This window comes from Nocardioides sp. Z35_8 (assembly GCF_059621125.1).
Map to the genome: position 1 here is coordinate 317,594 of NZ_JCAQIE010000004.1, position 12,882 is coordinate 330,475.

Consider the following 12,882-nt stretch of genomic DNA (forward strand, 5'->3'; position numbering starts at 1 on the left):
TCCGCGGGGCGTAGGGTCTCGCGCGTGGGGGCGCGCGAGACGGTCGAGATCACGGGTCACCTGATGGACAGCGGCATCCTGTCGCGCGTCCTCGACGACATCCGGGAGTACGGCGGCGACTACGTCATCGAGGAGTTCGACGTCGGTCACGACGCGCACGACCCGAGCTGCGCCCGCCTCACCGTCGAGGCCCCCGACGACGACTCCCTGCAGCGCCTCCTCATGCGGCTGCAGACCCGCGGGGTCAACCAGGTGCTCCACGGCGACGCGACGCTGGTGGCCGCAGCCCACGACGGGGTCCTGCCCGACGGGTTCTACGCCACGACCAGCCTCCCCACCCGTGTCCGGCTGGACGGGCGCTGGCATGACGTCGAGGCCCCCGAGATGGACTGTGGCCTGGTCGTCGAGACGACGCCGTACGGCGACCACCGCGTCCGCACGATCCCGATGCCCGACGTCGTGCGTGGCATGCGCGTCGTGACGGGCGCCACCGGCATCCAGGTGAGCGTGCCGGGTCGCCGCGTGGCACCGTCCGCGAGCGGCTCCGCCGAGGGCGACGTGCCCGACCGGCCGCAGGCGATCTTCGTGCGGCAGGTCGCCGACGGGATGCGCGAGGCGCGCTCGGACGGCAAGCCCCTGATCTGGGTGGCCGGCCCGGGGGTCGTGCACGCCGGAGCCGTGCCCGCACTCGTGGCGCTGGTCCGAGACGGTTGGGTCGACGTGCTCTTCGCGGGCAACGCCGTCGCGGCCCACGACGTCGAGGCGGCGCTCCACGGGCCGGGCATCCGTGGCGTGCGCGGCTACGAGCACGGCCACGAGCACCGGGTGCGGGCCGTCAACACGATCCGCAAGGCAGGCTCGATCGCGCAGGCCGTCCGTGACGGGGTGCTGACGAGCGGGCTGATGCACGCGCTCGTCACGCACGACAAGCGGTTCGTGCTCGTCGCCTCGGTCCGCGACGACGGGCCCATGCCCGAGGCCTACACCGACGTGGTCGAGGGACAGCGGGCGATGCGCGCGGAGGTCCGCGGCGCAGGCCACTGCATGATGCTGGCGACGCGGCTCCTCGCCTCCGCCACGGGCAGCCTCCTGCCCGCCACCGTGCCCCTGGTGTGTGTCGACAGCGACCCCGCCACGGTCAGCCGGCTCACCGACCGGGGGGCCAACCCGGGGCGCGGCATCGTGACCGACGTCGCCCTGTTCCTCGAGCAGCTCGCACTGGAGCTGGTGCCCGACTACCGCTGGGCGTGAGCCGCCGACACCAGCAGGGCCGCCCCGATCATGCCCGCCTGCGGGCCCAGCCGGGCAGCGAGGACGTCCGGGGTCCGGCGGTGGGCGCCGCCGACGAGCGAGCGTCGCAGCGCCGCGCGCGCCGGCTCCAGCAGCAGGTCGCCGGCGGCGGACAGTCCACCGCCGACCATCACGACCTCGGGGTCCAGCGCCGCGACGAGGTTGGCCGTGCCGACCCCGAGCCAGTCGCCCACGGAGGCGAACGCCTGCGCCGCCACCGGGTCGCCGCTGCCGGCCGCCGCCGTCACCATCGGTCCGCTCACCCGGTCGAGGTCGCCGTCGGCGGTCTCGTGCAGCACCGACGGCTGCCCCGCCGCCAGCGCGGCGCGGGCGTGACGGACGAGCGCGTTGCCGGACGAGTACTGCTCCCAGCAACCCCGCCGCCCGCACTCGCACGTCAGGCCGTCCGGGACGACCTGCATGTGCCCGAACTCGCCCGCCATGCCGTTGGCGCCCCGCACGACGCGACCGTCGAGGAGCACGGCGCCACCGATCCCGGTGCCCATCGTGATCATCAACGCCGACCCTGCCCCCCGCGCGGCGCCGTGGGTCGCCTCCGCCCGCGCGGCGCAGTTGGCGTCGTTGTCGAGCAGGACGGCACACCCGAGGCGGTCGGCGAGCAGCTCGCGCAGCGGCTCGCCCTGCCACGGCAGGTGCGGCGCGAACATCACCCGCTCCCCCGCCCGGTCCACGAGTCCCGCGGCGGCCACGCCCACGCCGGCGAGTGGCGCCCCGGCCGCGGCCTCGACGACGGCCTCGACCAGCGCGTCCTCGACGCGGCTGGTCACCACCCGGCGGCCCGGGGTCGTGCGCCGCGCCGTGCGGGTGACCCGGCCCTCGGCGTCGACCACACCGGCCAGGACCTTGGTGCCGCCGATGTCGACCCCGACCACCACGCCCGGCCCCCGGCCGCTCACGGGTCCTCGGGCCACTCGTCGTCGAGGTCGATGTGCTCGACGTCGGGGTCGTCCTCCCGGCGGGGCGTCCGGGGACCCCGCGTCGCCATGACAGCGGAGAACGCCTGCGCGAGCGACGCCGCCGCGGCGCCGAGGTGGGCACTCACCTCGGGACTGGTCTGGCGCACCACGGCCACCATCCGGCACACGGGACACACCGTGCACTCGGCCGAACCGGTCGCGAGGTGGTCGTCGAGGTCGTGGGCGGACGCCGCGAGGTGCGACGCCAGGCCGGTCAGCCCGTCGCCGGCCTCGTCCGCGTGCTCGCGGGCCCAGCCGGAGAGGGCGCCGAGCAGCCTGGTCGCCTCCTCCCCCAGCGATCCCACGGCGTGCAGATCGGCGTGCGGATCGGGGTGCGGGTCGGCGTGCGGATCCGTGTGCCGGTCGGCGTGCGGGTCTGCGTCGGTCACGAGGCCTCCTCGGGCACGTCGTCAGGGTCGGCGTCGGAGTGGGCGTCGGGGTGGGCGTCGGGGTGGGCGTCGGGGTGGGCGTCGGGGTGGGCGTCGGCCGCGCGGGCCGCACCGTCGACCGGGGCGGTGAACCGGACCTGCAGCTCGCCGTCGCGCACCCGGGCCCCGGAGACGCGATGGCGCGCGAGCCCGGTCGGCAGCGTCAGGAGCCGGCGGTAGGAGGCCACCGAGACGATCAGCTCGTCGCCCTTGCGGACCAGCCCCACGTCGTCCTGGGCGGCGAGCGGCAGCGGGAGCGACACGACGACGGCACCGGGCGTGGTGCGCACCGACATCGCCGGCGCGGAGGTGCCGTGTCCCAGCGGGTCGGAGCCGTCGTACACCGACGCCGCGACCTCGAGGAGCTCGTCGCGGCCCACGGGCTCCGTGGCCCGGTAGACCGATCGGCGCACGTCGAGGCCGGCGAAGGAGTCGGCCGCGTCCTCGAGCCGACGACGCTGCGCCTCGACCCAGGTACGGCGCCACTCGTCGGCCCCCTCCTCGGGGAACACCCGGTTGACGATCGCCGTGTCGACGCTGTAGCCGAAGAGCGTGAGGAACGTGTAGGCCCGACGCGCCTCGGCCAGCACGACCGACTCGGGCGTCAGGACCAGCCGCACGGATGTCTCGGGCCCGGTGAGCACGGTGCGTACGTCGTCGAGGTCGGCGTGGAGCCGTTCGATGGCGTCGAAGACCGAGTCCTCCGGCATCGGCACGCCGGCCGCCCTGGTCAGGACCGGCTTGAGCGCCTTCACCACGCGGCGCTGGGCGGGCAGGACGCGTCCCATGTACCACCCGAGCGCCTCGGGGAGGGCGAGCAGGCGCAGGGTCTCGGCCGTCGGCGCGCAGTCCACCACGAGGACGTCCCACTGCCCCGACCTCGCCTGCGCGCGCACCTCGAGCAGGGCCAGCACCTCCTCGGCGCCGGGGATGACGGTGAGCTCCTCGGCGGCGACATGGTCCACCCCGGCCACGTCGAGCACGCTGAGGAGGTAGCCCTGGATGTCGGACCAGGACCGGTCGAACCGTTCCTGGGCGTCGACGTGCTGGACCCACAGGTTGTCCGCGGCCTCAGTCGGCTCGGACGAGGCCGCGACGTCCAGCGCGTCGGCCAGCGAGTGGGCGGCATCGGTCGACAGCACCAGGGTCCGGTGGCCGGCGGCCGCCGCTGCGCACGCCGTGGCGGCGGCCAGCGTCGACTTGCCGACGCCGCCCTTGCCGGTGAACAGCAGGATCCGCATGCCCGGACCGCGTGTCAGAGCGACTCGACGCGCTTCTTGAGGCCCTTCAGCGCGGCGTCGATGAGGATCTTCTCGCCCTTGCGCTTGAGCATGCCGATGAGCGGGATGCTCACGTCGAGGGCGAGCCGGTAGGTGACCTCGGTGCTGCCGTCGCCACGGTCGACGAGCGTGTAGGCGCCGTCGAGCGCCTTCAGCATGTTGCCCTCGACGAGGGTCCAGGTGACCTCCCGGTCACCGTCCCAGTCATAGGCGAGGGTGTACTCGTCCTTGATCGGGGAGACGTCGAGCGCGAAGTAGACCTGCTCGGCGCGGTCGCCCGTCCCGGGGACCGTGACCTCGGCCTTCTGCACCCCCTTGGCCCACTCGGGGTAGGCCTCGAAGTCGGCGATGACGGCCATCACCTCGGCCGGAGGAGCGTCGACGACGATCGACGAGGAGGTCTGTTCGGCCATGGCCGGAGCCTAGCCCACCGCCGCGCCCGTTCCGGCCCGGTGCCACCGGGCCTGCGGCCGGCGGAAGTCCGCGGGATAGCCTGCGGATCGCAGTCCACCATCTCCAGGAGGTTCCACCGTGCGTGAGTACTCCACGCCGCTCTCCATCGCGATCCCCACCACGGGGAACCTCACCGACGACGTCGTGACCAACGCGCGCGACTTCGCCGAGACGGCCGTGTTCAGCCGCCCGACCGAGGACGGCGCCTGGGTCGACGTCACCGCGGCCGAGTTCCACGACGACGTCCGCGCGGTGGCCAAGGGGCTCGTCGCCGCAGGCGTGGAGGTCGGCGACCGGGTCGCCCTGCTGTCCAAGACCCGCTACGAGTGGACCCTCCTCGACTACGCCATCTGGTTCGCCGGCGCCGTGACGGTGCCCATCTACGAGACGTCCTCGGCCGAGCAGATCGGGTGGATCCTCCAGGACTCCGGCACCCGGGCCGTCGTCGCGGAGGGCTCCGACCACCTCGCCCGGGTGCGCGAGGCACGCGGGTCCAACGACCTGGCCGAGCTGCAGCACGTGTGGTCGCTGCAGGACAACGCCGTCGACGTGCTGCGCCGGCTCGGCTCCGACATCTCCGACGAGGTGCTGGAGCAACGGCGCACGTCGGCGACGCCGCTCGACCTGGCCACCCTCATCTACACCAGTGGCACGACCGGCAAGCCCAAGGGCTGCATGCTCACCCACGGCAACTTCATGTTCGAGCTCGGTGTGGCCGTCGACGAGCTCGCGGAGCTCTTCGACACCGAGGGCGCCTCGACCCTGCTGTTCCTGCCGCTGGCCCACGTCTTCGCGCGCATCATCCAGGTGGGCTGCGTGAAGAGCCGGGCCAAGATGGGCCACAGCTGCGACATCAAGAACCTGGTGGCCGACCTCGGCGAGTTCAGGCCCACCTTCATCCTGGCCGTGCCCAGGGTGTTCGAGAAGGTCTTCAACAGCGCCTCGCAGCGGGCGACCGCCGACGGCCGGGGGAAGATCTTCGACCGCGCGGCGGACGTCGCGATCGCGTGGTCGCGCGCCTCCGACGGCAAGCGGGTGCCCGCCCGCCTGCGCATCCAGCACGCGCTCTTCGACCGGCTCGTCTACGCCAAGCTGCGGCAGGCGCTGGGGGGCAGCTGCCGCCACGCCATCTCCGGAGGCGCACCGCTGGGTGACCGGCTCGGCCACTTCTACCGCGGCATCGGCGTCCCGGTGCTCGAGGGCTACGGCCTGACCGAGACGACGGCCGCCCTGTCGGTCAACCTGCCCGAGGCCACGAAGATCGGCACCGTGGGACGTCCGTTCCCCGGCACCAGCGTGCGCGTGGCCGACGACGGCGAGCTGCTCTTCCGCGGCGGGCAGGTCTTCGCCGGCTACTGGGGCGACGAGGAGGCCACGGCCGAGGCGATCGACCGCGACGGCTGGTTCCACACCGGCGACGTCGGCGAGGTCGACGACGAGGGCTTCGTGCGCATCACCGGCCGCAAGAAGGAGATCATCGTCACGGCCGGCGGCAAGAACGTCGCCCCCGCCGTGCTCGAGGACCGGCTGCGGTCGCACGCGCTCATCGACCAGTGCCTGGTCGTGGGCGACGGCCAGCCCTTCATCGGTGCGCTCGTCACCATCGACCGCGAGACCTTCCCGGCCTGGGCGGAGCAGCACGGCAAGGTGCCCGACCTCAGCGCCCTCGTGGACGACCCGGACCTGGTCGCGGCGGTGCAGGAGGCCGTCGACGAGGCCAACAAGTCGGTGTCGAAGGCGGAGTCGATCCGCAAGTTCACCATCCTCACCGATGAGTGGACCGAGGAGGGCGGCCAGCTCACCCCCAGCCTCAAGCTCAAGCGGCGCGTGGTGATGCGCGAGACCCGCGACGAGATCGAGGCGCTCTACCTCGGCTGAGGCCGTCCGCGGGATCAGCCGTGACTAGGTCGGACTAGTCACTTCGGGCCATGCCGAGGCAATGATCGGGTGGTTTGCCAGGTTTAGCCCGCGCCCACCGATCGCAGACCCCTAGATTCCTGTCGCTGGGGATCATCCGGGACCCCCGACGACCTGCGAGAGGGGTGCACGCGCGTGTCCGCACACAGCCTCAGGTCTCGCGCAGGTCGGCAGCATCCTGCCCGTACGCCGTCGTCCCCGACCCCGGTCGCCTGACCTCGTACGGACACCCCCACCCGAAGGAAGACTCCATGGCTCGCCGCTCTGTCCTACTCGCAGTCGCGCTCGTCATCGCGCTGGTCGGCACCGCGCTGATCGTGCTCTACGTCCAGGGCATCGACAAGCGCGCCGTCGCGGGCCAGGAGCTGGTCGAGGTGCTCGCCGCCACCGACACCATCGAGCCCGGTGAGTCCGTGGCCGCCGCGATGGACGCAGGGAAGTTCGCCAAGCGGCAGGTGCGCCGTGACGACGTGGTCGACGGCGCGCTGTCCTCGACCGGGTCCATCGCAGACCTCGTGTCACTCGGCACCATCTACGCAGGCGAGCAGGTGATCGCCCCCAAGTTCGGCACCCTCAGCAACACGGAGGGACTCATCATCCCGGACGACAAGGTCGCCATCTCGGTGGAGCTGAGCGACCCCGCCCGTGTCGCCGGCTTCGTCAACCCGGGGTCGGACGTCGCGATCTTCCTCTCAGCCGACCCCATCCGCCGGCTTCCCGACGGCTCGGAGCAGAGCCTCCCCCCCTACACCCGTCTGCTGCTTCCCAAGGTGCAGGTCATCGGCGTCGGCACGTCGAGCATCTCCGCCAAGACCACCACCACCGACGAGGGCGAGCAGATCGTCGAGGAGGTGCCGAGGGCCATCCTCACCCTCGCGGTGGACCAGAAGCAGGCAGAGAAGGTCATCTTCGCCGCCCGCAACGCCGAGATCTCCTTCGCCCTCCTCTCAGAGGACTCGAAGGTCGACGACGGACCGGGCGTGAGTGCCGCCGACCTGATGCCCGAGATCTTCCGGACGGCGTCGTGACCGCGATCGTCGAGTCCGACCGAGGGCACCTCGCCCTGCTCCAGGCGATGCTGCACGGGTCCCAGGCCTTCGGCACGATGGAAGAGCTCGGCGATCACATTCGGACCTCCCCGACGGAGTTCGCCGTCGTCATCGGTCCCTCCATCACCCCCGAGGACGCCTCGACGCTCGCCCAGTGGGCGCGGGTCCACCGTCCGGACCTCGGCGTGATCTTCCTGCGTCACGAGGTGGACAGCACCGCCCTGTCGCTGGCACTCCGCTCGGGCATGCGAGAGGTGGTGGCCGCCAAGGACCTCGCCGGCATCACCACGGCCGTGCAGCGTGCCCGCAACGTGGCCTCGGCGATCGCCCAGACGCTGGAGGGTGAGGTGCAGGCGGCGACACAGAACGCCGTGCAGTCCGCCCAGGCAGCGGCCGCCGCGGCGACCGAGGCCGAGAACGCCCCTCGCGGCAAGGTGGTCACCGTCTTCTCGACGAAGGGCGGCGTCGGCAAGAGCCTCGTCGCCACCAACACCGGGGCCGCGCTCGCCGACCTCGGCCACGACGTCTGCATCGTCGACCTCGACGTCAACAACGGGGACGTCGCGATCATGCTCCAGGCCACCCCGGTCCGCACCGTGGGCGACCTGATCGCCTTCAGCGGCGACATCGACGCGTCGGCCGTCGAGTCCTTGGTGACCCCCCACTCCCCCGGACTGTCGATCATCGCCGCACCCGTGCACCTCGACGCCGCCGACAAGGCGACCAGCGAGGACGTCGGCAAGCTGCTGGAGGCATTGCAGGCGATGTTCGACTTCGTCGTCGTCGACACGTCCGGCTCCTTCGACGACCTCGCGCTCGCCGCCCTCGACCGCTCGGCGACGATCGTGCTCGTCGCCACGCTGGACATCCCCTCGCTCAAGGGGCTCAAGCTGGCCACCGGCACGCTCGACCTGCTCAACTTCGAGCGCAGCTCGTGGACGCTCGTCCTCAACCGCGCCGACGCGAAGGTCGGGCTGAGCGTCGACGAGTTCGAGTCGACGGTGAAGCTCAAGGCCGACCACTCCCTTGAGTCGAGCCGCGAGGTGCTGGCGTGCGTCAATCGCGGCGAGGCGATCGTTCGTGCGCACCCCAACCACCCCAACAGCAAGGCCTTCAAGGCGCTCGCCGCCTCCCTCTCGGCCACCCTGGCCCCGAAGGTCCCCGCCCAGACCACCGCCGCCGGCCGAAGGCCCGCCGGCCGTCTCCGACTGAGGAAGGCCTGACGTGAGCCTCACCGACCGGCTGGCTGCCGCCCGCTCCCGCTCCGACGCCCCCCACGCGCCCACCGTCACGCCCCCCGCCGGGATCGCACCGGCCGAACCGGCGAAGGTGCCCGGGGTTCCCGTCTCGGCAGCGCGCCCGAAGGCAACCGGGGTGGACCCGTTCCTCGATGTCAAGCGAGTCGTGCACGCCCAGCTGGTCGAAGCCCTGGGACCCAAGCTCTACGACGTCCACATGACGCACAGCGAGCTCGAGCAGCAGGTGCGGATCGCGCTGCAGAAGGCCATCGGCGAGACCGAGCGCCCGATGTCCTCGACCGACCGGACCCGGGTGTCGCAGGAGATCGCCGACGACATCCTCGGCTACGGGCCCATCGAGCCCCTCCTGCGGGACTCCACCCTGTCCGAGGTCATGGTCAACGCCTACGACTCGATCTACGTCGAGCGTGGCGGCAAGCTCGTCAAGGTGGACACGTCGTTCTCCGACGAGGCCCACCTGCGCCGCACGATCGACAAGATCGTCAGCAAGATCGGCCGCCGGGTCGACGAGACCAGCCCCATGGTGGACGCGCGACTGCCCGACGGCAGCCGTGTCAACGCCATCATCCCCCCGCTCGCGCTGGACGGTTCGAAGCTCACCATCCGCAAGTTCTCCGAGGACCCCTTCACGGTCGAGGACCTGATCCGCTTCGGCAGCCTGAGCCGCGCCGCTGCGAGCCTGTTGGAGGCCTGCGTCCGGGGACGGCTCAACATGCTGGTGTCCGGAGGCACGGGCGCGGGCAAGACGACCACCCTCAACGTGCTGTCGTCCTTCATCCCCGAGGACGAGCGGATCGTCACCATCGAGGACGCCGCCGAGCTCCGACTCGGGCAGGACCACGTGCTCCGCCTCGAGTCGCGGCCTCCCAACATCGAGGGCAAGGGCGCGGTCCTGATCCGCGACCTGGTCAAGAACTCCCTGCGCATGCGGCCCGACCGCATCGTCGTGGGTGAGATCCGTGACGCCGCCGCGCTCGACATGCTCCAGGCCATGAACACCGGCCACGACGGGTCGATCTCGACCCTTCACGCCAACACGCCGCGCGACGCCCTGGCCCGCCTCGAGACGATGGTGCTGATGGCCGGCATGGACCTCCCGGTCCGCGCGATCCGCGAGCAGGTGTCGAGCGCGGTCGACCTCATCATCCAGCAGACCAGGCTCAAGGACGGCACCCGCCGGATCACGGCGATCACGGAGATCGTGGGCATGGAGGGTGACATCATCACCACCCAGGACGTGTTCCTCTTCGACTACAACGCAGGCGTCGACGAGGACGGGAAGTTCCGCGGGCAGCTGGTCTCCACCGGCCTCCGACCACGCTTCCTCGAGCGCCTCCAGGACCACGGCGTCCGGGTGGACCCGTCGGTCTTCATGACGGGCGCGCGGACATGAGGCGATCGCTCGCGCGGGGCGTCTCCGCGCTGCTCGCCGGGTCGTTCGTCGCGCTGGGCAGCGCCCTGCCGGCCCACGCGACCAACGAGATCAACATCGACCACGTGGAGTCCGGGCCCGGGCTGGTCTCCATGCTGATGTCGGCGGACGGCCTTCCCGAGGGCAGCGTCGTCGACGGTGACACCCTCTCGGTGGTCGTGGACGGCAACCCGGTGCAGGCGAGCGTCAAGACGGCCGCCACGGGCGGCATCCAGCGCTCCACGGTCCTCGTGGTGGACACGAGCGCGAGCATGCAGAAGGGCGACAAGTACGACGCGGCTGTCGCAGCGGTCAACGCATACCTGGAGGCGACCCCGCCCGAGATCGCGGTCGGTCTGGTGACCTTCGCGGGCAAGGTCAAGGACCGGATCGCGCCCTCCGACGACAGGGCGGTGGTGCTGGCCGCTGTCGAGGGCGCCAAGCTCACGAAGGGGACCAGCGTCTACGACGCCATCGACGCCGCGCGGGAGCTGCTCGGCGACGACGGCGCGCGGTCGCTGCTCGTGCTCTCCGACGGGGCCGACACCAACAGCGTGACGACGCTCGACGTCGCGTCGGGCGGCGCAGTGGACGCCGGCGTGGTCGTCGACGTGGTCGCGCTCCAGAGCGCCACCCAGGCCAAGCAGGTCAGCACCCTCGCCGACAACACGGGCGGTCGCGTCATCCCGGCCGATCCCGACGCGCTCAGCGCGGTGCTCGCCGACCAGGGCGACGCCCTGGCGCACCAGCTCGTGGTCACCTTCGAACCCCCCGAGGGGGTCGGCGCTGAGGCCTCGATCGACGTCACCGTCACCAACGGCGACCAGACGTTCGCCGACTCGGCCCTCGTCTCCCTCGGCACCTCGGCGATCGACGTGCCCGATGTCGTGGAGACGGGCAAGGCACTGGTCAGCACCCCGGCCATGCTGATGGGCGCGCTCGCGATCTTCCTCGGTCTCGGCGGCGTCCTGGTCGTCGCCCTGACGGGTCCGCGCGGCCCCACGACCGCCGAGTCCCGGCTCGACGCGTACTTCGCCGCGGCCGATGCCCAGCCGGGGTCGAAGCGACGCAGGAAGAAGGCGCTCACCGAGACGGCCTCCCTGCGCCAGTCCGCGATCGCGGTCGCCGACAAGGTCGTCAACGCCGACCTCGAGACCCGGATCAGCCGTCGGCTGACGGGTGCGGGCTCCGCACTGACGGCGTCGGAGTGGATCCTCCTCCACGCAGGGATCGCCGTCGCCAGCGCCATGGGCGGCTTCCTCGTGGGCAGTGCCGGCCTGGCGGTCCTCGGCCTCGTCGCCGGCGCGGTCGGGCCGTGGTTCTACCTGAAGTGGCGACACGGTCGTCGCCTGACGGCCTTCAGCGGTCAGCTCCCGGAGACGCTCGGGCTGATGGCGGGTGGGCTGCAGGCAGGACTGTCCCTGCCGCAGGCCGTCGACACGGTGGTACGTGACGGGAGCCAGCCGATGTCCGGCGAGCTGCGTCGCGCGCTGGTGGAGCAGCGGCTCGGCGTGGACATCACCGACGCCCTCGAGGCGGTCGGTGAGCGGATGGACAGTGACGACTTCTCGTGGGTCGTCATGGCGATCCGGATCCAACGCGAGGTCGGGGGCAACCTCGCCGAGATCCTGAACACCGTCGCCGACACCCTGCGTGAGCGCGAGTACCTCAGGCGACAGGTCCGCGCGCTGAGCGCCGAGGGTCGCCTGAGCGGCTACATCCTCGCGGGACTGCCGGTCGCCCTCTTCATCTTCATGATGTTCGCCAACCGGGAGTACATCTCGGTGCTCTACACGACCCTCCCCGGGTACGCGCTGTTGGCGGCGGCGGGCGCTCTTCTCGCCATGGGGTCGTGGGCCATGGCCAAGCTCGCTCGAGTGGAGGTATGACGTGATCTTGATGCTGGGCGCCGCGCTCGTGTGCGTGGCCATGACGCTCTCGCTGTCCGTGATCGGCGCCTTCACCGCCGACCGCCGCGGCGTGGCCAGGTCGGTGGCGACGATCAAGGCGATGGAACTGTCACCCGAGATCTTGAAGCAGGAGATCGAGCGGCCGTTCGCGGAGCGGATCCTGGGTCCGCTCGGCGATCGGGCCGTCAACCTCGGCCGACGGCTCGTGCGGGCAGACACGGCGGTGAAGCTCCAGCACCGCCTCGACATCGCCGGCAATCCCCCGGGATGGGACGTCAACCGGCTCATCGGCCTCAAGGTTCTCGGCCTCGGGGGCTTCGGCGGTCTCGGCTTCCTCTACATCCTCGGCATGGGAATGCCGTTCTACCGCACGCTCGTCGCCACGGCGCTGCTCGCGGGATTCGGGTACGTGCTCCCCAACATCCTGCTGTACAACGCCGGCGAGAAGCGAGTCAAGCTCATGCGCAACTCGCTGCCCGACGCACTCGACCTGCTCACGATCTCGGTCGAGGCGGGTCTCGGGTTCGACGCAGCCGTCGAGCGCGTGGCCCGCAACACCCAGGGCCCGCTCGCCCAGGAGTTCGCTCGGTTGCTGCAGGAGATGCAGATCGGTGTGGGACGTGCCGCAGCCATGAAGGCCATGAGCGAGCGTACGTCGCTTCCCGACCTCAGGTCGTTCTGCATGGCCATGGTGCAGGCCGACAGCCTGGGCATCCCGATCGGCCGCGTGCTCCGGATCCAGAGCAAGGAGATGCGCACCAAGCGTCGCCAGCGCGCAGAGGAGAAGGCCCAGCAGGTTCCCGTCCGCATCATGATCCCGTTGGTGCTGTTCATCCTGCCGTGCCTGTTCATCGTGATCATCGGGCCGGCCGGCATCCAGATCGCCGGCACCTTCATGAAGATCTGAC

The 12,882-nt window shown here is 71.5% G+C and carries 11 protein-coding genes; 7 read left to right on the forward strand and 4 right to left on the reverse strand.

Annotation, left to right across the window (positions count from 1 at the left end):
• Window positions 1-24 precede the first annotated feature (24 nt).
• Window positions 25-1,251 (forward strand): ornithine cyclodeaminase family domain, encoded by a 1,227-nt coding sequence (locus AC54T2_RS18040; RefSeq protein WP_186341025.1) that lies wholly within the window; start codon window positions 25-27, stop codon window positions 1,249-1,251.
• On the opposite strand, the gene AC54T2_RS18045 is transcribed toward AC54T2_RS18040, so the two are convergent.
• Genes AC54T2_RS18045 through AC54T2_RS18060 form a run of 4 tightly spaced genes read right to left on the reverse strand, consistent with a single transcriptional unit; the run spans window position 1,236 to window position 4,388 of the window.
• A complete protein-coding gene (locus tag AC54T2_RS18045; RefSeq protein WP_489974661.1) occupies window positions 1,236-2,207 on the reverse strand; it encodes an ROK family protein in 972 nt (323 codons plus the stop codon). The two genes, AC54T2_RS18040 and AC54T2_RS18045, sit on opposite strands and share 16 nt — an antisense overlap.
• Window positions 2,204-2,656 carry a hypothetical protein gene (locus tag AC54T2_RS18050; RefSeq protein WP_496666864.1) on the reverse strand — a complete coding sequence of 151 codons (453 nt, stop codon included), beginning with the start codon at window positions 2,654-2,656 and terminating at the stop codon, window positions 2,204-2,206. Before AC54T2_RS18050 ends, AC54T2_RS18045 begins: the two co-directional genes overlap by 4 nt.
• A complete protein-coding gene (locus AC54T2_RS18055; protein ID WP_496666865.1) occupies window positions 2,653-3,936 on the reverse strand; it encodes an ArsA family ATPase in 1,284 nt (427 codons plus the stop codon). Before AC54T2_RS18055 ends, AC54T2_RS18050 begins: the two co-directional genes overlap by 4 nt.
• Before the next feature lie 14 nt (window positions 3,937-3,950).
• On the reverse strand, window positions 3,951-4,388 hold the full coding sequence (locus tag AC54T2_RS18060) for an SRPBCC family protein (protein WP_489974664.1): 438 nt from the start codon (window positions 4,386-4,388) through the stop codon (window positions 3,951-3,953).
• A 118-nt stretch (window positions 4,389-4,506) separates the two neighbouring features.
• On the opposite strand from AC54T2_RS18060, the gene AC54T2_RS18065 reads away from it, so the two are divergent.
• The 6 genes from AC54T2_RS18065 to AC54T2_RS18090 all read left to right on the forward strand — a co-directional run bounded on the left by AC54T2_RS18065 (window position 4,507) and on the right by AC54T2_RS18090 (window position 12,881).
• The gene (locus AC54T2_RS18065; RefSeq protein ID WP_496666866.1) at window positions 4,507-6,306 is read left to right on the forward strand and encodes an AMP-dependent synthetase/ligase; all 1,800 of its coding nucleotides are present in this window, start codon (window positions 4,507-4,509) and stop codon (window positions 6,304-6,306) included.
• Between the two features lie 290 nt (window positions 6,307-6,596).
• Window positions 6,597-7,373 (forward strand): Flp pilus assembly protein CpaB, encoded by a 777-nt coding sequence (cpaB, locus tag AC54T2_RS18070; RefSeq protein ID WP_489974666.1) that lies wholly within the window; start codon window positions 6,597-6,599, stop codon window positions 7,371-7,373.
• A complete protein-coding gene (locus AC54T2_RS18075) occupies window positions 7,370-8,617 on the forward strand; it encodes a CpaE/TadZ family protein (protein WP_496666867.1) in 1,248 nt (415 codons plus the stop codon). The genes cpaB and AC54T2_RS18075 overlap by 4 nt, the downstream gene beginning before the upstream one ends.
• 151 nt (window positions 8,618-8,768) lie before the next feature.
• Window positions 8,769-10,046: a TadA family conjugal transfer-associated ATPase gene (locus AC54T2_RS18080; RefSeq protein WP_496666868.1), complete on the forward strand. Its 1,278-nt coding sequence runs from the start codon at window positions 8,769-8,771 to the stop codon at window positions 10,044-10,046.
• Window positions 10,043-11,953 (forward strand): type II secretion system F family protein, encoded by a 1,911-nt coding sequence (locus AC54T2_RS18085; protein WP_496666869.1) that lies wholly within the window; start codon window positions 10,043-10,045, stop codon window positions 11,951-11,953. Before AC54T2_RS18080 ends, AC54T2_RS18085 begins: the two co-directional genes overlap by 4 nt.
• A gap of 10 nt (window positions 11,954-11,963) precedes the next feature.
• On the forward strand, window positions 11,964-12,881 hold the full coding sequence (locus AC54T2_RS18090; RefSeq protein ID WP_496666910.1) for a type II secretion system F family protein: 918 nt from the start codon (window positions 11,964-11,966) through the stop codon (window positions 12,879-12,881).
• Window position 12,882: the final 1 nt, after the last annotated feature.